Origin of the sequence: Hymenobacter sp. CRA2 (assembly GCF_002007105.1) — a bacterium.
In the GTDB taxonomy this organism is placed as follows: Bacteria; Bacteroidota; Bacteroidia; order Cytophagales; family Hymenobacteraceae; genus Solirubrum.
Window position 1 is genome coordinate 416,398 of record NZ_MVBC01000001.1, and the last position, 19,962, is coordinate 436,359.

Annotated in this window: 19 protein-coding genes; 12 read left to right on the forward strand and 7 right to left on the reverse strand. The window is 63.9% G+C overall.

Annotated elements, in window-relative coordinates; translation table 11 throughout:
- Positions 1-26: 26 nt before the first annotated feature.
- Positions 27-866 (reverse strand): cyanophycinase, encoded by an 840-nt coding sequence (locus tag B0919_RS01590; RefSeq protein WP_078010436.1) that lies wholly within the window; start codon positions 864-866, stop codon positions 27-29.
- A gap of 432 nt (positions 867-1,298) precedes the next feature.
- Between B0919_RS01590 and mgtE the strand changes: the two genes are divergently transcribed.
- Positions 1,299-2,690 (forward strand): magnesium transporter, encoded by a 1,392-nt coding sequence (mgtE, locus tag B0919_RS01595; RefSeq protein WP_078010437.1) that lies wholly within the window; start codon positions 1,299-1,301, stop codon positions 2,688-2,690.
- Between the two features lie 122 nt (positions 2,691-2,812).
- Here the strand turns inward: mgtE and arfB are convergent, their stop codons facing one another.
- Positions 2,813-3,217, reverse strand: coding sequence for an alternative ribosome rescue aminoacyl-tRNA hydrolase ArfB (arfB, locus tag B0919_RS01600; RefSeq protein ID WP_078010438.1), 405 nt, complete (start codon positions 3,215-3,217; stop codon positions 2,813-2,815).
- A gap of 23 nt (positions 3,218-3,240) precedes the next feature.
- Positions 3,241-3,678, reverse strand: a complete 438-nt coding sequence (locus tag B0919_RS01605) for a hypothetical protein (RefSeq protein WP_078010439.1) — start codon at positions 3,676-3,678, stop codon at positions 3,241-3,243.
- A 160-nt stretch (positions 3,679-3,838) separates the two neighbouring features.
- On the opposite strand from B0919_RS01605, the gene B0919_RS01610 reads away from it, so the two are divergent.
- Positions 3,839-4,573 (forward strand): head GIN domain-containing protein, encoded by a 735-nt coding sequence (locus tag B0919_RS01610; protein ID WP_139361831.1) that lies wholly within the window; start codon positions 3,839-3,841, stop codon positions 4,571-4,573.
- A 162-nt stretch (positions 4,574-4,735) separates the two neighbouring features.
- Here the strand turns inward: B0919_RS01610 and B0919_RS01615 are convergent, their stop codons facing one another.
- The 3 genes from B0919_RS01615 to B0919_RS01625 form a co-directional block, all read right to left on the reverse strand.
- Positions 4,736-5,320: a hypothetical protein gene (locus tag B0919_RS01615; protein WP_139361832.1), complete on the reverse strand. Its 585-nt coding sequence runs from the start codon at positions 5,318-5,320 to the stop codon at positions 4,736-4,738.
- A 119-nt stretch (positions 5,321-5,439) separates the two neighbouring features.
- A complete protein-coding gene (locus tag B0919_RS01620; RefSeq protein WP_176132802.1) occupies positions 5,440-7,554 on the reverse strand; it encodes an IPT/TIG domain-containing protein in 2,115 nt (704 codons plus the stop codon).
- A gap of 82 nt (positions 7,555-7,636) precedes the next feature.
- On the reverse strand, positions 7,637-8,548 hold the full coding sequence (locus B0919_RS01625) for a DUF72 domain-containing protein (protein ID WP_078010443.1): 912 nt from the start codon (positions 8,546-8,548) through the stop codon (positions 7,637-7,639).
- A gap of 347 nt (positions 8,549-8,895) precedes the next feature.
- On the opposite strand from B0919_RS01625, the gene B0919_RS01630 reads away from it, so the two are divergent.
- The 7 genes from B0919_RS01630 to B0919_RS01660 all read left to right on the forward strand — a co-directional run bounded on the left by B0919_RS01630 (position 8,896) and on the right by B0919_RS01660 (position 15,243).
- Complete coding sequence (locus B0919_RS01630) at positions 8,896-9,648, forward strand: septal ring lytic transglycosylase RlpA family protein (protein ID WP_078010444.1); 753 nt, start codon at positions 8,896-8,898, stop codon at positions 9,646-9,648.
- Between the two features lie 257 nt (positions 9,649-9,905).
- Positions 9,906-10,538, forward strand: a complete 633-nt coding sequence (locus B0919_RS01635) for an outer membrane beta-barrel protein (protein WP_078010445.1) — start codon at positions 9,906-9,908, stop codon at positions 10,536-10,538.
- Between the two features lie 69 nt (positions 10,539-10,607).
- The gene (locus tag B0919_RS01640; RefSeq protein WP_078010446.1) at positions 10,608-11,228 is read left to right on the forward strand and encodes an outer membrane beta-barrel protein; all 621 of its coding nucleotides are present in this window, start codon (positions 10,608-10,610) and stop codon (positions 11,226-11,228) included.
- 103 nt (positions 11,229-11,331) lie between these two features.
- Complete coding sequence (locus tag B0919_RS01645) at positions 11,332-13,776, forward strand: penicillin acylase family protein (RefSeq protein ID WP_078010447.1); 2,445 nt, start codon at positions 11,332-11,334, stop codon at positions 13,774-13,776.
- 25 nt (positions 13,777-13,801) lie between these two features.
- Positions 13,802-14,293 carry an energy transducer TonB gene (locus tag B0919_RS01650; RefSeq protein ID WP_078010448.1) on the forward strand — a complete coding sequence of 164 codons (492 nt, stop codon included), beginning with the start codon at positions 13,802-13,804 and terminating at the stop codon, positions 14,291-14,293.
- 5 nt (positions 14,294-14,298) lie between these two features.
- The gene (locus tag B0919_RS01655; protein ID WP_078010449.1) at positions 14,299-14,865 is read left to right on the forward strand and encodes an energy transducer TonB; all 567 of its coding nucleotides are present in this window, start codon (positions 14,299-14,301) and stop codon (positions 14,863-14,865) included.
- Positions 14,866-14,868: 3 nt separating this feature from the next.
- The gene (locus B0919_RS01660) at positions 14,869-15,243 is read left to right on the forward strand and encodes a hypothetical protein (RefSeq protein ID WP_078010450.1); all 375 of its coding nucleotides are present in this window, start codon (positions 14,869-14,871) and stop codon (positions 15,241-15,243) included.
- 64 nt (positions 15,244-15,307) lie between these two features.
- Here the strand turns inward: B0919_RS01660 and B0919_RS01665 are convergent, their stop codons facing one another.
- Positions 15,308-16,543, reverse strand: a complete 1,236-nt coding sequence (locus tag B0919_RS01665; protein WP_078010451.1) for an alpha/beta hydrolase family protein — start codon at positions 16,541-16,543, stop codon at positions 15,308-15,310.
- Positions 16,544-16,765: 222 nt separating this feature from the next.
- On the opposite strand from B0919_RS01665, the gene B0919_RS01670 reads away from it, so the two are divergent.
- The 3 genes from B0919_RS01670 (at position 16,766) to B0919_RS01680 (ending at position 19,817) form a co-directional block, all read left to right on the forward strand.
- A complete protein-coding gene (locus tag B0919_RS01670) occupies positions 16,766-17,167 on the forward strand; it encodes a BlaI/MecI/CopY family transcriptional regulator (protein WP_078010452.1) in 402 nt (133 codons plus the stop codon).
- Positions 17,145-18,461, forward strand: coding sequence for a M56 family metallopeptidase (locus tag B0919_RS01675; protein WP_078010453.1), 1,317 nt, complete (start codon positions 17,145-17,147; stop codon positions 18,459-18,461). Before B0919_RS01670 ends, B0919_RS01675 begins: the two co-directional genes overlap by 23 nt.
- Before the next feature lie 315 nt (positions 18,462-18,776).
- Positions 18,777-19,817, forward strand: coding sequence for a hypothetical protein (locus B0919_RS01680; RefSeq protein WP_078010454.1), 1,041 nt, complete (start codon positions 18,777-18,779; stop codon positions 19,815-19,817).
- Positions 19,818-19,962 lie beyond the last annotated feature (145 nt).

A 19,962-nucleotide genomic window follows, 5' to 3' on the forward strand; every position in this document is an offset into this window, starting at 1 on the left:
CGCAGAAACTGATGCCGAAAAGCCGTTCACCGGCGAATGTCGGGGTTTCCGATGGATTCCGCGGCCAGCACCCGCCGCGTGCGCATATCCAGCCGCTGGCCGGCTACCAGCAGGTGCACGCGCAGGTTTTCGCCCGCCACTGGCTCGCCCCGTCCGATGCGCCCGAGGTTATCGTTGCGCAACTGCCGGCCGTCGACCACCATCACCACCCCGTCGCCGAATACCTCGGCCTCGCGCCCGGCCCGGATGACGACGCCCGTTTCCTGCCCCAGCCCCAAGCCTAGGGAAGCCGGGTGCTGAAACACGGCGTGGGCCAGCCGATTGAAGCGGCCGCGCTCGGCAAAGTGCTGGTCGATGATGACGCGCGGCAGCAGGCTCAAGCCGGGCGCCGTGTGCATGCCGCCCTTGGTGAGCGAACGGGCCCCGTAGCCGGCCACAATCATGCAGCTTGACACCATGGACGCCCCGGCCGAGGTGCCCGCCACGATGAAGTGCGGATCCTGGTAAAAGCGTCGGCGCAGCACCTCCAGGGCAGGCGTGTTCAGCCAGTGCTCGGTGATGCGCTCCTGGTCGCCGCCGGTGAAGATTACGGCATCGGCTTCTTCGAGCCGGCGCAGGGTGGCGGGCAGGTGGCCGGGAAACCGCTCGTCGACGCGCAGATGGTGGCCCTGCAGGTCACCAAATTCGGCCACGGCGGCCACGTAGGCTTGCCCGGTTTTCACCGGGTGCTTGGGCGCGGCCGTGGTCACGATTTCCACGCGGGCGCCGGCGGGCAGCGTTTCGCCCAGCAACGAGAGCAGCGGGTCGTCGTCGCCGCCGCCGAGAAGCATGGCGGTTCCTTTGGGCAACGTACGGGCTGAAGGCATAGGCAACAGGCGTTAGCGCCAGGGAGCAGAAAGGCCCCGCGACGGCCAAAACTACGTGTACTCGCCCAATAAGGCTATGGTTGAGCCGGGCCTTGTGGCACGCGCGGCCCGCAGCCCGCACCACCGCTGCGAAGGGTGGGCCGGGTGAGCAAAGCCCGATGGCAGGCGGCGCAGCACAAAGATGGGCCCTATTCCTGGCCGCGCTGGGACGCATAAGCGGACACGAAGCCCGCCGGCCGCGACAGCACCAACCGGCTTGCAAACAAGCACTTACTGCTTACTTACAGCTCAACAACAGCGGAACCGCTCAGAGGGAAATTTTCTGGGGAAAATGATGGTTTCAGGGTCGGAAATTTTCGGCGCTTCGGGTACTTTTGCGCGCCGTTTCACCAAACTCCGTTTTGCCTAGCGAAACACCTTCTTGCCGCAGTTATGACAACGCAACAGCAACTGGCCCTGGCCCAAATTCCGGACCTGCTCGAACAGCGCGACTTGTTTCGCCTCAAGAAGCTATTGCGAAGTCTTGACACGCCGGAGCTGGTGGAGCTAATCGAGGAGCGGGAGGAGCACGAGCAGCTGATTATTTTCCGGCTGCTGCCGCTCAAGCGCGCCACCGAGGTATTCGAGTTTCTGGACTTGGAGGTGCAGCGGCACTTCCTCGAAAGCCTCTCGCAGGAGAAGATTGCCGACATCCTGAACGAGATGTCGCCGGACGACCGCACGGCCCTGCTGGAGTTTCTGCCCGACGACCTGGTGCGGGAGCTGATTCAGACTTTGTCGGAGAAGGAGCGGCGCGTGACGCTGGAGCTGCTGGGCTACCCCGAATACTCGGTGGGCCGCCTGATGACGCCCGACTACATCGCCGTGCGCGAGGAGTGGACGGTGCAGCAGGTATTCGACTACATCCGGGAGCACGGCCGCGGCTCCGAGACGGTGAGCGTGGTGTACGTCATCGACGACCGCGGCGTGCTCATCGACGACATCCGCATCCGCGAGTTCCTCTTCGCTCAGCCCACCCAGCACGTGCACGACCTGATGGACCGCCGCTTCGTGCGCCTGCGGGCCATGCAGGACCAGGAAGAAGTCATCGACGTGTTTCGCCGCAACGACCGCACGGCCTTGCCGGTGGTCAACGAGGAAGGCGTGCTCTTCGGCATCGTGACCATCGACGACATCTTGGCCATCCGCGAGGAAGAAGACACCGAGGATATCCAAAAGCTGGGCGGCTCGGAGGCCCTCGATGAGCCGTACCTGGCCACCAGCATCTGGCAGATGGTGCGCAAGCGCGCCGGCTGGCTGGTGATTCTGCTGCTGGGCGAGATGCTCACCACCTCGGCCATGCACCACTTCGAGGACGACCTGCAGCGCGCGGCCGTGCTCGGGCTGTTCATCCCGCTGATCATCTCGGCGGGTGGCAACGCTGGTTCGCAGGCCACTTCGCTGATCATCCGCGCCATGTCGCTGGGCGAGTTCACCCTGGGCGACTGGTGGATGGTGATGCGGCGCGAAATCATGTCCGGGCTTCTGCTAGGTACCATCCTGGGCGTAGTAGGTTCGCTACGCATCGTGCTCTGGGCCACGGTCATCGACCCGGGCTACTTCGGGCAGTACTGGCAGCTGATTGCCGTGACGGTGGGCATTTCGTTGCTGGGCATCGTGCTGTGGGGCGCCCTCTCGGGGGCCATGCTGCCGATGCTGCTCAAGCGCCTCGGCCTGGACCCGGCCACGGCCTCGGCGCCCTTCGTGGCCACGCTGGTGGACGTGACCGGGCTGATCATCTACTTTTCCGTGGCTACGGCGGTGCTGTCGGGCACGCTTCTGTAAGGAATGACTAAAGCATACTGACCTGTTTTGGGCAGGCTATACAAAAAAGGCTTTCTCTGTAAGGGAAGGGTCTTTTTTCTTTTGTGGTGGTCTGTTGGTTGAGCAATCAGTCAGTTGACTATTTAGCCATCGAAGCGGCGGTTGGCTTTCTTCTCGCTGTTCTTCTTTTTGCTTTCGAGGCGTTTGCGCACGGCCCCGGCGCTGGGCTTGGTGGCCCGACGGGCTTTGGGTCGGTGCAGGGCTTTGGTTAGCACCTCGTAGAATTTCTGCAGGGCCAGCTCCTTGTTACGGCTTTGGCTGCGGTCTTCCTGCGAGGTCACAATCAGGTCGCCCTCGGTGGTGAGGCGCGAGGCCAGCTTTTCCTGCAGCCGCTGCTTCTGCTCGTCGGTGAGCAGGGCCGAATCCGCTACGCGAAAGCGCACCTCCACCTTGCTCTCCACTTTGTTCACGTTCTGCCCGCCCGGTCCGCTGCTGCGCGCGGTCTGAAACTGAAGTTCGGGCAGAAAAGCATTGAGGGGCGGAAGCATGAGCGAAGGATCAGGTAAGTGAATCAGCGGGCAAGCAGGTGCTGCGCCAACACCCAGCCCAGAAGCCCGCAGCGAGCAGTCCAGGCCAGGGTACGAAGCCAGTTGGTGCGCACCAGCCCGTATACGGTAGCGTAGGCAGCACCGTCAGAGGCCAGCCGGTTGTGCAGCGGCACCGACACAAAGAACGTCACGGCCCAGATAACCAGCACCAGCCCCAGCGCCCACCACGCGGCGGCCGACGGCGCCACCCAGGCCCACCAGCCGGCCAGCAGCAACTCCAGCACCATCGGCGCCATCACCACCCAGCTGATGCGGGCAGTATGCGCCCGGTGATAAGCCCCGAATTCGGCCGCGGGCACCAGCGCGAAACCGGGGTAATGCACGAGCTGCACCGTCCAGATAACCCCGGTGAGGTAAGCGCTGAGCGCAAAATTGAGCAGTAGCAGCAGCGGAGCGGGCATAACGACGGCTATACGAGAGCGGAACTACGGCAGTAAACGGCCGCCGCTGGGCAGCTGCGGCTGGCCCGCTTGCTGAAGAATATTGGCGGTGACGGGCAACGGCCGGCAAGTGATATACATCTGCTATATTGAATACTACAACCCACAAACGTTCAATGCCATGAAAGCTCGTTTCCTCCCCCACCTTGCCCTGCCGCTGGTTCTGCTAGCCACCCTCCCCGCTTTCCGCCCGGCCGGGATGCCCACCAAGGCCGTAGCCGCCGATGGGCGCGAGGTGCGGCAAGTAGCAGCTTTCAGCAAACTGACCCTGGCTACCTCGGCCGAGGTAATCCTGGTGCAGGGCAGCACCCAGAAAGTGGAGGTGAGTGGAAGCGCCGAGGACCTGAAAGAGCTGACAACCACGGTGGAAAACGGCCGCCTGACCGTAGGCACGGTGCAAAAGAACTGGAACAACTGGCGCGGCTTTAAGGGCTCGGTAAAGGTGTACGTGACCATGCCCAGCATTGAGGCGCTGGCCGTGAGCGGCTCGGGCCAGCTGCACGCCGACCAGATGCTGCGCGGCGGCAGCGTGCAAGTGGCGGTGAGTGGTTCCGGGCAGCTGCGGGCCCCGCTTACGGCCGAAAGCATCGAGGCCAACGTCTCCGGCTCGGGCAGCCTGAAGCTCAGCGGTAGCACCACCAGCCTGAACGCGGGCATCAGCGGCTCGGGCCGCATCGAGGCCGGCGAGCTGGCGGCCAAAACCTGCGAGGCCCGGCTCAGCGGCTCGGGCAACTGCCGCGTGAACGTGGCCCAGACCCTCGACGCGCGCATCAGCGGCTCGGGCAACGTGTACTACGCCGGTTCGCCGCGCGTGACCTCGCACGTGGCCGGCAGCGGCCGCGTCAGCAAGAGCTAGGCGCCTGCGCTTTCTCATTGTATCAGCCCCGCACCGGTCTCTGCCGGTGCGGGGCTGCGTGTTTAAGAGGAATGGAACCAGGCTACGTGTACCGCCTAAGGCTAACGCTGAACAGCTAGTCAGTCAGGCATTCATCGCCACGACGCCCTGCTGACCGACAGCTTAGGAACCGAAGATGCTGTCCAGCAGCCGCGGTTTGCGGCTGTTGTCGGTTTTGGTTTTCGACTTCTTTTTGCTGCGTTCCTTGTCCTTGTCGCCGCCGAAGAGGCCGCCCATGAAGGGCTTTTCTTTTTCCTTGATCAGCACGTAGCGCAAGGATACCGCCGTGGGGAAGCGGAACCAGTCGTCGTTGTTGAACTCCACGCTGGGCTTGAAGTCGGCCGCCACGACGAGGCGCGTGATGGGCAGTTTCCACTCCAACCCCACCAGCCCGTCGAAGCCGCCGACGGTGCCGTAGTCCTTGTGGCCGCCCACGTGGCCGCCGAGGCCGAAGTAGTAGTTCAGGCTGGGCCCGAGCAGGCCGAAGTGCCGCTCGGCCAGCACCGTGCCTGTCACTTCGCGCGAGCGGATGATGGCAATGCCCTCCAGGGTGGTTTTCTCAAAAATGCGCTGCTGGACCGTGACGCCGTAGTTGTCGCTGCCCAGCCGCACCCCAAGGGCTGTGCGGTATTTCTGCGCGGCGGCAGGCAAGGAACACAACAGAACCAGGGCCAGCAAAGGCCACAGATGCAGACGAAGGCTACTCATGCAAACGGGAAAAGGAGGCACACCCCAAACGAAGCAGCCGCGGTCAAAGTACGCGTCGAGCCGCCGAATGGTGACGGCTCATCCGGCTTTGGCCCTCCCATCGTGACCTTCCGCAGCCTCTACTCCACTACCAGGAAGGGCACCGAACCCTGCTGAGTGCCCGCCGTCCAGCGCAGCAGATACCAACCGGCGCGCAACGTGGGCAGTGGAATACTCAGCGTATTAATGCCGGCCTGCGGCACCGTTATCTGCTGCCCGCCGTAGTAGCGCCCGATGGCGTCGAACACGCGCACGACCATATTACCCTGCGTAGGAGCGTCGAACTCCACTTGCACCAGGTTGTCGCGCACAGGGTTCGGGAACAAGGAAAAAACGGCGCCGGCCTGCGCCCGCGCTGCAATAGGCGCCGTAACCAGGTCCCTGTTCTGCGCCGCGGTGCTCAAGCTGTGGCGCACGCGCAAGCGGTAATACACCAACCCCACCGGGGGCTGCGGATCCTGGTAAGAATAACCCGAGCCCGTGGAATTTTGGCTGGGTAGCTGGCCTAAAGTGGTCCAGGTTACCTGGTCAGTGCTGCGCTCCACCCCAAAGCCGGCCAGGTTGCATTCGCTGATAGTGTTCCAACTGATTACCACGTTACCGCTGCCTCCGCGGGCCACGGCGGCGGCATCGAGCGGAGCCGGCTGCAACGGGGCCGGGCCACAGGTACCGGGCTGCACGCTGCGTTCCAGCACCAAGTGCCCGCCCTGAATGTCGCGGCCGCTGTCCAGCGTCCGGTTGACCTGCGCCCGCCCGATGGCGTAGTGCATCACGGCCAGCCCCGGTGCAATGACGTGGGAGAGTTGCTGCGCGTGGCCCAACTCGTGCAGCACCACGGTTTCGAAGTCAAACTGCGTCGCGGAGGGCAGCCCCGGCCCGAATTGCCAGTTCACGCCGTCGTCGAACTGCATGTCGATTTCCTTGGCCCAGAAGCGAACGGTACCATCGGCGGCGCGGCAGCCCACGTAGTAGCTGGTGGTGCGCCCCAGCACGTTCACGGGCAGCTCGCCCGCCTGGTCGAATTCCAGGGCGTTGACGTCGTCGGAGGCAATGCCGCGGGCGGTGCGGGTGCTGCCCAACCGCCAGTTCATAAAGGTCTGGCAGCGCCAGCTGTTCAGGGCCCGTCCAAACGCAGCCAACGCCGCCGCGTTCTGGGCAATGCCGGGGTCGGGCCGGAAGGTGTAGCCACCGCGGCCGTCTTGGTTGATGTGCACGGGCTGGTACACCTGCCCGGAGTTGGTCTCCTGCACGTTGGTAACGGCAAAGAGCACCGCAATGCTTTGCAGGCTGGTAGCAATCAGCTGGTCGGCCGTGGTCACGCGCACGTTGCCAGTGCCGGCCGGGTGGCCGTCGGCGGTGTACGAGGGCACCCGCACCTGCACGCGGGTGTCGCTCCAGCTCACGATGTCGCTGCCCAGGGCGGTAGTGAAAGTGCTGCCGCCGTCATCGGCGTTGCGAAAGGCTACGCTGCCCGGCGCGGCCCCAAACCCGGAGCCCGAGATGGTCAGCACCGTGTTGGTGCCGGCCGTTACCTGCGTCGGCGCCAGGCTGCTAATGAGGGGAGCATTGCCACGCGCAGCCGTGCCCTGTTGCCGCGCCACGGCGCTGAGCAAGCGGGAGTTCGGTGCCAGTTCCTGCAGCGCCTGCCCCGTGAGCCCGGCCTGAGCCTGGTAAAACGTGTTGTCGAGGCGCGGGTACTGGCGGAAAGGCTCGGCGGCAGTGCCCACGCTCAAGTCGTAGCGCACGAAGCCCTGCTCGCTGGCGTAGGGCGTCCAGCCGACTTGGCCCAGGTCCTGGAAAGCCGACGGCATCAGAAAGAACAAGCCCTGCGCCCCGGGCGCCAGCGTAAGGGTATTGGTCAGCGTTTGCCGCTCCTCACCCACTGTGCCGCCCTCGGTGATGACCGTCAGCTGCTGCCCGGCGCGCCACTGGCCCTTCAGCAGCTTGTAAACTTGCACCGTGCTGGCGGTGTAGATGCGCCGGTGCGCCGCGTCCCAGAAGCCCTGCTGGCTGAGCACCTCGCCCTCCACCACCAGCGCGGCGGCGCGGGCGCGCACGACGGGGTCGAGTGGCAGCAGCAGGCAGTGGGCTTGGTCGGCGGCTACGGGTGCCTGGGCCCGCGCCTGCGGCAGCGCAGCGCCCAACAATAACATAGCGGACCAGCGGCGCAGCGCGAGTGTAACAAACGAGGGCATAAGCGGCAGGGCAAAACGGACTAGCAACATACGCGTTTTGCTGCCCGGGCGGCTGGGCTATTATTGCTGCCGGTTCAGCGGCTCAGAAGAGCTTGCCCTGCACCGGCTGCACCACCAGTTGCGGGGCGGGCAGCTCGCGGCTGGTGAGCTTGCTGAGCCGCTGCAGAAAGTACTGAGCCCAGGTGGGCGCGTCGTTCACATCGCGCTGATGGACAAAGAAGTATACCTCGCGCAAGCCTTCATTCAGCCAAGCCGCCAGCCGCTCGGCCCAGGCATCGGCACGCAGGTAATCGGAGCGATGCAGGGCGTGGCCGTTGAAGCGGATAAAGGCCACGGGCGTGGTCAGGCGCTGGTGCAGCACGTCGCGGCGGCCGGCCACGTCGCTGATAACCCAGGTTTTGCCGAGGGCTTCGAGCAGAGCACCGGTTTCGGCCAGCAGCACCGGGTCGTGGTACCAAGCGGGGTGGCGCAGCTCCACGGCCAAGGGCAGGTGGGCTGGCCAGTCGAGCAGGTAGCGCTCCAGGCGCGTCAGTTGCGGCGGAGCGAAGTTGGGGCCCATCTGCAGGAAAGCCATACCAAGCTGCTCGCCCAAGTTTTCGAGGGCGCGGCAGAAGCTGTTGGTCAGGTCATCGGCGTTGTACAGCTCCCGGTCGTGGCTGATGCTCTGCGGCACTTTAGGGCAGAAACGGAAGTGCGCGGGCACGGCCGCCCGCCAGCGCCGCACCATCTCCGCATCGGGAATGCGATAGTGCGTCACATTGACTTCCAGGGAGTTGAACTGCCGTCCGTAGTAATTCAGCTGCTGGTCTTCGCGCAGGCCCAGCGGGTACCATGAGCCCAGCCAGGCTTTGTTGATCCAGGTGGGGCAGCCCACCCAGATACCGGCGGGCGCCGGGGCCGGACCGGAGCGGACTAGCAGGGTGGTAGTGTCGGGGTGGTCGGGCGGCAGCGTGAAGCTGATGCCGCGCACGTCCGGAAGTCGGCCGAAGTCCATAGGGCAAACCTACGCAAACCCCGCCGGGGCGGCTGCTAGTCCCATACGCAAAATTTTCAACCTGCGCAACCAGCATTTGGACAAAAGGCGGAGCACCGGCCGAGCTTTTTTTCGACGGCGGATAATCTTATTTCCGTGGTTTAGCGCTTTTTCTCTATTTAGAATCCAAAATCACCATAAAGTAAACACAATAGGTGATTTCGGAGCCCACTCACACTAAGGCCTAATGCAAATTTTCCAGACAAAGCACAATTTTCAGAATTTTCCCTAGCTTACAGCCCGACTGTATTTGGATTGTATTTCGGAGAGGCCAATAGTTTTGGCTTGTTCACCATAGCAGAGACTGAATGAAGTTTAACCAACGACAGAACCTCTCGGGCTTGCTGATGACGTGGCTGACGGCCCTGCTGCTGGTCGCCACTTCGTTGTCCTCCTTCGCCGACGATACGCCCAACGCCACCGCTGCCAAAAGCACTGTCATGCGCGGCCGCGCCTCCTGGTACGGCCGGGAGCACCAGGGCCACCGCACCAGCAACGGCTCCCGCTTCGACCGCAACAAATACACCTGCGCGCACAAGACCCTGCCCTTCGGCACCAAGCTGCGCGTTTCCAACCCCGAAACCGGCAAAGCCGTGGTGGTGCAGGTCACCGACCGCGGCCCGTACCGCCACCAGCGCATCCTGGACCTGGCCGAAGTGGCCGCCCGTCCGCTGGACATCGTGCGCATGGGCGCCGTCGGGGTAGTGGCCGAAGTAGTATCCGACGACACGCCCCTGGGTCCCGTCGCGGGCACGGTACAAGTACCGGAACCCGAACCCACCGATATTGCCGTAACCGACACCACGCCCGAGCCCGAAGCCACCTACGTGGTGCAGGCCGGCACCTTTGGCGAGCTGCGCAACGCCGAGGCTCTGGCCGCGCAGATCAAAGCCCTGGATGCCCAGCTGGCCGTGGCCGTACGCCAGGACAACGTCAATGGCCGTGCGCTGAACCGCGTGATTGTGGGCCAGCGCCTGCCGCGCGCCGAAGCCGACGACGTATGGCAGCGCCTGCAGAACCGGGGCATCAACGGCCTGGTGCGTCAGGCCGAAAACCTGTAGCCTAAGCTCCCAACGAACTTTCTGAGCCGCTTCGGGTACCCATCCGGAGCGGCTTTTTTGTGCGCTGAATGGCCGCGGCACAATACCGATGAGCGGTGCGCAGTTGCTTTGCTGCGCAGTCACTCCTTTCCGATGACTCACCCCTGGTCTGCGGCTCCGGGCCGGTTGCAACCTTTGCTACGGCCAGCTTCTCTTACTCAGTGACGGGGGCACCCGCCGCTTACCTGGCCGGGCACCTATTTTTACCGTCCTCCCCTATGAAAAAACTCTTTCTCTTACTGACCGCTACGGCCCTTGCCCTACCGGCGCTGGCCCAGACGGAGCGCGGCACGACGATGATTGGCCTGTCGACGGGCAACCTTAACTACAGCCACGAGAGCAAGGGCAATAACTACTTTTCCGCCGCGCTTTACCCGTCGGTGGGCCGGTTCGTGGTCGACAACCTGGCGCTGGGCGCCACCCTTAACCTGGGGTACGACCGCACCAGCTCGCAGTACAGACTCTCGTCCGCTACGCAGCGGGAAGTAGAGTACGGCATTGCCCCGTTTGCGCGTTACTACTTTATCGGGCAGGGCAAGCACCGGCTGTTTGCCGAGGCTGGGGTCGACTTCTCCCGCCGCCAAATGCGCTACAACACGTCTTCGCCGGGCCAGCCGGATTACGGCCAGAAAGGTAGCCAGAACAGTATCGGCTGGCACGGCGCCCTCGGCTACAACTATTTCCTGACGCCCAACGCTGCCCTGGAAGCCTCGGTGGGGTACTACCGCGGCCGCAGCGAGTACAACGCCGGTGGGCCCTACCCCTATTACTGGGAGCAGCGCAGCGACAACGCCCTCAAAGTGCGCGTCGGCTTCACCGTTTTCTTGCCTTCGGGTACCACGGCTCAATAATTCATTCCCGGGGTGTAAGGTCCGGGTACGGCCGACCCTCCCCCGCTATTCTAAGTGCGACGCTGCTGCATGAAACGTTATCTTCTCTCTTTGCTGGCCATCGGCCTGACGGTGCCCGCCCTGGCGCAAACCGAACGCGGGGCCAAGCTCATCGGCATTTCTGTAGGCGACCTGAACTACCAGCGCCAAGACGCCAAAAATACCTCGCTCGCGGCCGCAGCATACCCCTCGGTGGGCTGGTTTGTGGCTGATAACTTCGTTCTGGGCACGGGCGTAGAGCTGTTCTACAACCGCGAGCGTAGCGAGCGGATCGGCACCATGTTTCCGACGAGCTTCCGGAGCCGCACGTTTGGCGCTGGCATTTCGCCGTTTGTGCGCTACTACTTCCTCGGGCAGAACAAGCACCGCGTATTTGCCCATGCGGGGGCGTCCACTACCTGGTATTCCTACCGCGACGTGACAAGCAGCAACGGCCAAGAAGGCACCCCTTACACCACCCACGACAACGTGGGCAGCTACAACGTGGGCCTGGGTTACAACTACTTCCTAGCCCCGACGGCGGCGCTGGAGGTAACGGCCGGCTACCGGCGCTCCGGCGAAGCAGGCCCGGTGTACCGGCCCAAGGGCAGCCTCGACGTGCGCCTAGGCCTGAGCGTGTTTCTGCCCTCAGGCAAAGCTGCCGCTCAATAACGCCGCTGCCCCGAGCAGCCCTTACGCGCCGCGCCCGCCGTCCCCGGTTTGCGCGGCGCGTTTTTTTGTCGGATGTTGAGCCCCTATTTCCTCGCCTTCCGCTATGCTGCGTTACCTCCGGGCCGTGTTGGCCCTCCTGATTACCAGCGCCCTGGTGTGGTTGCTCAACACCAACCACGGCGAAATCCCGGCCTTCGGCAAGTTTTTGAGTCCCTTCGAAGGCTTCTGGCGCAACGGCGAAGCGCCCGATGACTTGGCCAGCGAGCAGACGCTGAAGCTCCCCGGCCTGCAGCAAGCCGTGACGGTGCGCTTCGACGACCACCGCGTGCCGCACATCTTCGCCCAGAACGACCACGACCTGTACTTTGCGCAGGGCTACTTCACGGCCCGCGACCGACTCTGGCAGATGGAGTTTCAGACCCACGTGGCGGCCGGGCGCATCTCCGAAATCGTGGGGGCGCGGGCCCTGGAGTACGACCGGTTTCAGCGCCGCATGGGTTTGCCGCACGGGGCCGAGAAGTCCTTGGCCGTGATGATGAGCGAACCGACCACGCGCACGGTGCTGGAGGCCTACACGGCCGGCGTCAACGCCTACATCGGTGCGCTGAGCCCGCGCGACTACCCACTGGAGTACAAGCTGCTGAACTACGCTCCCGAGCCGTGGAAGCCGCTGAAATGCGCCCTGCTGCTGCAGCTGATGGCCTGGGACCTGAGCGGCCGCTCCGACGATTTGCGCCTATCGAACGCCCTGGGCAAGTACGGCCCGGCCGTGATGCGCGACCTGTTTCCGGATTACCCCACCCGTGAAGACCCCATTGTGCCCGTCGGGACGAAGCTGGACTACACGCCGCTGGCGGTGCCGCCCGTGCCGGCGGCATTTGCGGCGGGCGCCTCGGATAAGGTACCCCAGAACGAACCCGACGCCGATCTGGGCTCCAACAACTTTGCGTTGGGTGGCAGCCGCACGGCTTCGGGCCTGCCCATCCTGGCCAACGACCCGCACCTGCAGCTGAACCTGCCCAGCATCTGGTATCAGCTGCAGCTGGTAGCGCCGGGTGTGAACGTGTACGGCGTCACCATCCCCGGTGCGCCCACCATCATCATTGGCTTCAACCAAAGCGTGGCCTGGGGCGTGACCAACGTGGGCGGCGACGTGCTCGACTGGTACCAGCTGAAATTCAAGGACAACACCAAGCGCGAATATTGGCACGCCGGCCAGTGGAAGCCGGTGCGCCGGGTGGTGGAGCGCATCAAAGTGCGCGGGCTGCCCGACCGCCTTGATACGGTACTCTACACCCACCACGGCCCCATCGTGTACGACCACGACGAAAAGCCCTTCAACGCCCAGACGCCCGTGCGGCACGCCATGCGCTGGACGGCCCACGAGGGCGGCAACGAGGTGCTGACCTTCTACCGCCTCAACCGGGCGCAGAATTACCAAGACTACGCCGCGGCTCTGAGCACTTACGCCGCGCCGGCCCAGAACTTCATCTTCGCCTCCAACCAGAACGACGTGGCCATCTGGCCCAACGGCAAGTTTCCGCTGAAGTGGCCGGACCAGGGCAAGTTCATTCTGGACGGTTCCAACCCCGCACACGACTGGCAGGGCTGGATTCCGCAGACGCAGAACCCGCACGTGAAGAACCCCGAGCGCGGCTTCGTGTCGTCGGCCAACCAGTTTCCGGCCGGGCCCGACTACCCCTACTACCTCGGCTGGAACTTCGCCAGCTACGAGCGGGGCCACCGCATCAATACCCGCCTCGGGCAGATGCAGCGCGCCACGCCCGACTCCCTGCGCCGGCTGCAGACCGACAACCTGAACCTGAACGCCCAGCTCATGCTGCCACGCCTGCTGGCCCTGGTGCAGCCCGCGCAGCTCACGCCCGCCCAGCGCCAAGCCTACGACGAGCTGCGCCGCTGGAACTACTTCTACGACGCGCACGTGGCGGCCCCAAGCATCTTTGATCTGTGGTACAACCAACTGGTGGAGCGGCTCTGGGAAGACGACTTCAACTCGAAAGTCACCCAGCTGGAAATGCGCTACCCACCCCGCGACCGGACCAACAACCTGATTCTCAAAGAGGACACCTCGCGCTGGATCGATGACCGCCGCACGCCGCAGCGCGAGACGCTACCGCAGCTGGCCCTGCAGGCTTTTCAGTTTGCCACCGACTCACTCACGCGCAAATTCGGTCCGCTGGGCTCCAACTGGAATTGGGCCAACCAGAAGAGCACCGACATCATGCACTTGGCCCGCCTGCCCGGCTTCGGGCGCATGGACGTGGACTGCGGCGGCGGGGCGGCCATCGTCAACGCTACCACGGAGCGCAACGGGCCGAGCTGGCGCATGGTGGTGGCCCTGGGGCCGCAGCCCAAAGCCTACGGCGTCTTCCCGGGCGGGCAGAGCGGCAACCCCGGCTCGGCCTATTATGACGACCTGCTGGAAACCTGGCGCGTGGGTCAGCTTAACGAGCTGATTTACCTGACTTCGGCCGCGCAGGCGCACCCACGGGTTCAGGCTACCTGGCAGCTCCACCAAGCGAAGTAACTTTTTTCTGTTTCTATCTTTTTCAATGCGTCGTTATCCATCCGCGTGGCTGCTCACTGCCGCCTTGGGCCTGCTGCCTTTCCTTGCCGGCGCCCAAACGAAACCCACTCCGGCTAAAAAAGCGCCGGCAGCTGTCCAGCTTCGCCCCGCCGATACGCCCGTACCCACGGGCAACGGCCCGCACGACTCTACCCGCGTGTACGACTTTGCGGAGCAGATGCCCCTGCCGCCCGGTGGATTGGCAGCATTCGAAGCTTACCTGGCCCAGCACCTGCGCTTACCGGCCGAGGTCCAATCCGGTGCCGTCACGGGCAAGGTATTCGTCCGCTTCGTGGTGATGCCCAGCGGCCGCCTCGCCGACCTGCGCGTAACGCGCAGCTTGTCGCCGGCCGCCGACGCCGAGGCGCTGCGCGTGCTGCGGGATATGCCGCGCTGGAGCCCGGCCAAGCAGAACGGTGCCGTGGCCAGCGTAGCCTACTCCCTGCCCATCAATTTTGCGCCGGCCAAGACCAAATAGCCGCCATGAACTCCGCTCCCCAGGCCCCACGTCGCACCGATACGCTGTTTATCTGGCTGTTTGCGGGCGCCATTGCCCTGCTGGCCGGATATAAGCTGCTGTTTCAGGACCCTAAGCCGGCTCCGGTAGCGCCCAAGCCCATCGAGCAGCCCGCCGCCCCACCGCCGCCGGCCGAGCCCCCGCAACAGCCTACCGATCTGGCGGGTTTGCCGCCGGACAACATGCCCAATGCGGCGGCCGAGCAGCCCCTGGACGACAAAGTGTACACCTACGTGGAGCAGATGCCTCAGCCGCCAGGTGGTATGGAAGGCCTGCTCCAATACTTTACCCGCCACGTGAAATACCCGGCTGCCGCCTTGCGCGAGCAGGTGGAAGGCAAGGTGTTCGTGAACTTCATCGTCCGCCCCGACGGGCATATTTCCGATGTACAGGTCACCAAAGGCATCGGCGCGGGCTGCGACGAAGAGGCGCTGCGCGTGGTGAGCCAGATGCCGCCCTGGCAGCCCGGCAAGCAAAACGGGCGCGTGGTCAGCGTTTCCTACACGGTGCCCATCACTTTTACTGTCCAATAAGTCATGCGCAGTTCCTGGATGCTTTTCTTCGCCACTCTCCTGCTGACCGCGCTGGCGCAGCTCTTTTTGCCGTGGTGGAGTGCCGCGGTAATAGCCGGAGCACTGGCCTTTGTGCTGGCCCGCACCGGCGGGCGGGCTTTTCTGGCCGGTTTCCTGGGGGTCGGGTTACCGTGGCTGCTGCTGGCCGGCTGGCTGCACCTGCGCGCCGATGGCCGCCTGAGCCACCAGGTAGCCGAGCTGCTGCCGTTGGGCGGCCACGGCTGGCTGTTGGTGCTGGTGACGGCCATCATCGGCGGCCTGGTGGGTGGCCTGGCCGAGCTGACGGGCTACTGGCTGCGGCAGGCCTTGCTTCCGAACGCCACCCACCAAGCCGCCTGACAAACGAAGCGCCCCGGCCGAAAACTCGACCGGGGCGCTTCATTTGTCAGCAACGGGCAGCCGCTTACTGATTGTACTGCGAGATGAAGGCAAAGGCCTCCAGCGTGTAGTTGGCCGCCGAGGTAAAGTGGTTGCCGCCCTGAATCGGGTGCAGCTCTACCTGCGTGGCTCCGCGAGCCCGCATGGCGTTGTAGGCATCCTGCGAGTTGAAGAACGGCACGTAATCGTCGGCGGTGCCGTGGAACAGCGCGACCGGGGCTGTGGGCTTCCAGTCGTAGATGTCGTTGGCCAGGAAGGTCTTGATCAGGGCCGAGTCGGAGCCGCTGGTGACGCCCGTGCGCAGGCCGCTGGTAAACAGCTGGGCCGCCTGGGTCGGCACGTCGCTGAACGGATTGGCCTGCAGCTGACTGGCGTAAGGCTCGTTGAAGTAGAACGACGTGGGGCGGTTCAGCCCATAGACGTGGTTGTAGGTATCGAGCACCCACACGTAGCTGCTCAGGAAGCTCAGCGGCTGAGTCGAGGTCAGGATGTAGTTGGCAAAAGCCGACTTGTGGTAGGCCCCGGCGCCGGGCGCGCTGGCCGTCACCGTAAACTCATTGGTAGCCGCCTTCTCAATCAGGCGATGCAGGGCCATAGTGGCGTAGCCGCCCTCGGAGTAACCAAGCAGAAAGTTTTTGCCACTCAGCCCCAGTTGCTGCTGCTGGCAAAACTCGCGGGCCGCCCGCAGCATATCCAACGACGCCGACGCCAGCGACTCGGCGTGCTCGTAGGGGTGTGGGTGGTTCTTGGCCGCGCCATAACCGATGTAGTCGGGCGCCGACACGATGTAGCCCGTGGAAGCCAGCACCGACACGGCCGAGTACACCTCGCTGCTGGAGCTGTAGTAGGAAGGCGCGCGGTTTTCGGCGCTGGGGCTGATGGTGCCGTGCTGGTAGCTCAGCAGCGGCAGGCGCTGCCCGGCCGGTACCTGCGGCACCAGCAGCGCCCCGGAGGCGGTAATGGTTTGCCCGTCGGTGTTTTTGGTGGCGTAGGTGAGCTTGTACACCTTAATGGGGTAGCGCACCAGTACCGCTGCCAGCGGCACCGTGCTTACGTGCGACGCCAGTGCCTGCTGATTGTACTCGCCGATGAGCGTGCTGCTTAGCAGGCGCGAAGCCTGCGGCTCAGCGGTAGGCTCGACAGCCGATGCCGCGGGCGTAGCGGCTTCTTTCTGGCAGCCCACGCCGGGCGCCACCAGCAGGATGGTGCTGAGCAGCCACGTCAGGCGCTTAACAGAGCGCGGAAAATTATGAAATAGCACAGGGCAGTGGTTTGGTGGATTGGTCTTCCCTCAACACCGGCCAGCGCAAAAAATTTCCATCCCAAGCCCTAAAATCCTATAAGACAGCTGCTACCTCTCGTGCCCTGACACGTCGAGGTTTGGCACCGGTTTCGAGAAGCCAAACCCATCTGTAGCTAAAATTAAATCTTTAGTTGATTAACTAAATAATTAGTTATACGTTTAGCCGACAAACAATCGACTATGCAACAACTCCCCGAACTTACCCGGGCCGAAGAGCAGGTGATGCAGGTGCTCTGGCGCCGGGGGCCCTCCTTCGTGAAGGACATGCTTCCGGATATGCCCGCGCCGACGCCGGCTTACAATACCGTGTCGACCATCGTGCGCATCCTGGAGCAGAAAGGCTACGTGGGCCACGAAGCCTTCGGCCGAACCCACCGCTACCACGCCCTGGTGGGGCAGGATGAGTACCGCCGCTTCTCACTGCGCAAGCTACTCGGCGGCTACTTCGGCGGCTCGTTCAGCCGCTTGGTGTCCTTTTTCGCCAAGGAAGAAAACCTCGATGCCCAGCAGCTCGACGAACTGCTGCGCTACGCCCAGCAAGACCTAGACAAACCTGCCGATGACGACGCCAAACCTGCTTAACTGGATGTGGCAGAGCACGCTGTGCCTGGGCGCGTGCTGGGTGTTCTACTACGTGGTGCTGCGGCGCGAAGCCTGCTTTGGCTACAACCGCGCCTTCCTGCTGCTCACGCCCATGCTGGCCGCGCTGTCGCCTTTGCTGCCCTGGGCGCAGTGGTGGCCGGTAGCCGCGGCCGTTCGGGTGGTAGGCGTGCCCACGGCAGTACTGCCGGTACTGCACGTGGGCGCCACCGCGCTGCCCGAATCGGCGGTGCTGAGCTGGGCATGGGTGGCCTACGTGGGCGGCGCCGGTGGCTGCGCGGCCGTGGTGCTCGGCCGGCTGGCCCGGCTGTGGTGGCAGGCGCGCCAACTGCCCGCTACCGCGCACTCTGGGTACACGCTGCGGCTCACCGGTGGGCAGTTGCCCACCAGTTCCTTCGGCCGCACCATCTTCTGGGACGATACCGCCGCCCTGCAGCCCGACGAAGCTGCCCAGGTGTTACAGCACGAGCTGGCCCACGTCCGCCAGGGGCACACCGCCGACCGTCTTTGGCTGCAGCTCTGGCAGGTAGCGCTGTGGTTTAACCCGCTGCTGTACCTCTACCTGCGGGCCCTGCTCCTCACCCACGAGTATCTGGCCGACGCTGCAGCCCTGCGTCACTCGGGCAGCCAAGCCAGCGGGTACGCCCGACTGCTGGCCCGGCGGGCCACGCAGCAGTGGGCGGCGCCTACTCTGGCCCATGCTTTTACCACTTCCCAAACCCTTAACCGTATTGCCATGCTACATCACCTCCCGCTTACCCGGGCTTGGCGCAAATGGGCCATTGTGCCCGTAGCCAGCGCCCTATTGGGCCTGGTAGCCTGCGAGCAGATGAATGCCTTCGGGCCGCCCCCGCCCCCTCCGCCGCCTCCTGCACCCGCTACGCCGCCGCCCCCGCCCGCCCCGATCAAATCAGCCAACGACCCGGCCGACCGCGTGTACACCTATGTAGAACGCATGCCTGAGTACCCGGGCGGCATGATGCAGCTCATGCGCGACCTGGGCAGCCGGGTGGTGTATCCGGAAGCGGCCAAGGCCGCCGGGCTCCAAGGCAAGGTGTTTATTGGCTTCACGATAATGCCCGATGGCACCCTGCGCGACCTGCGGGTGAATAAGGGCGTCGAGGCACCGGCAAAACAGCAGGCTCTGGCCAAGCAGATGGATACCGCCGCCTTGCAGGCCGTACAAAGTCTATCCGGTCGCTGGCAGCCGGGCACGCAGAACGGGCGCCCAGTAGCGGTAGCGTATACGCTGCCTATTTCCTTCGCTACGAAGTAATTACTCTAAAGCATCTGCCTGTCGACTGAGGTCTACAGGCAGATGCTTGTTTTACCCCCTGACCCTATACAATACCCTCTATGACTGCCATTTAGCGGCCCGTTGGCTTGATGCCGGCAGGCCGTTTTGATTTCCGCTCACAGCGCTGGCGTAGCCGCAGCAGGTATAGCCGGCAGCAGCATTAAAACTCTTTAACAGCCTGTTTTAGAAGCTTATGCCAACAACGCTGGTCTACTCCTCTGGAAATATTGCACCTCGGCAATCGGGCGAAATGCCCTAACTTTACGGTGTTTACTGCCTTCTCAGCCCTTTCGAGTGACCCGTTTTCCGCTTCTTTCGCGCGTTGCCGCGCCACTGCTGCCCGCCCTGGGCTTACTTCTTGCCCCTTTGCTGCTGCCCGGCTGCGGCAGCCGCTCCGACAATGAAGCGTCGGGCACCGCCACTGCCTCGGCAGACTCCGCCAAGGCCGCCGTCGTGGACACGGTGAAGCTGAAAATGGAAGCCATGCGCCGCGACTCGCTCAAGGCCGACTCCATTGCCAAGGTCAACGGGCAGCTGCCGGGCGCCCTCCTGCCGGGTCACCGCATCGTAGCCTTTTATGGCAACATCCGCTCGAAGGGCATGGGCATCCTGGGCCGCGAGCCGAAGGAGCAGATGTTCCGCAAGTTTGCGGGCGTGCTGAAGGAGTGGCAGGCCGCCGACCCGAGCATCCCCGTGCAGGCCGCTCTGCACAACGTAACCATCACGGCCCAGGGCACGCCCGGCAAGGACGGCAAGTGGCGCCTGATGAACTCCAAGGCCACCATCGAAGAAGTCATTTCCTGGGCCCGGGAGCATAAGTGCATCCTGTTCCTGGACGTGCAGCCCGGCCACAGCACCCTGCAAGTGGAGGTGCCCAAGCTGGAGCAGTACCTCAAGCAGCCCGACGTCCACCTCGGCATCGACCCGGAATTCTCGCTGGCTACCATGCCGGGCGTGCGTCCCAACCAGCGCATCGGCACCCTCGACGCCAAGGACGTGAACTGGACCATCAATTACCTGTCGCGCCTCGTGAGCGAGAACAAGCTGCCGCCGAAAGTCCTGACGGTGCACCGCTTCACCCGGAAGATGATTACCAACTACAAGAACATCAAGCTGGACCCGCGCGTGCAGGTGGTCATGCACATGGACGGCCACGGCAACCCCGTCCTGAAAAAGGATTCGTACCGCGACTACATCCAGGCCGAGCCGGTGCAGTACACGGGCTTCAAGCTCTTCTACGAGTACGACGGCCGCCCCAAGCCCCACCACATCATGACGCCCACCGAGGTACTGACCGAGCTGACGCCCAAGCCGCTCTATATTCAGTATCAATAGCTTAAGACTTGAGAAGCTATTGAGTTTAAGAGTTATGTCGTTCTGACGCTCTAGCTTCGCCTAGCTACCAACAAAAAGCCCCGGCCGAAAACGGCCGGGGCTTTTTGTTGGTCAAACGCATCAACTCACAAACTTCCTAACTCAT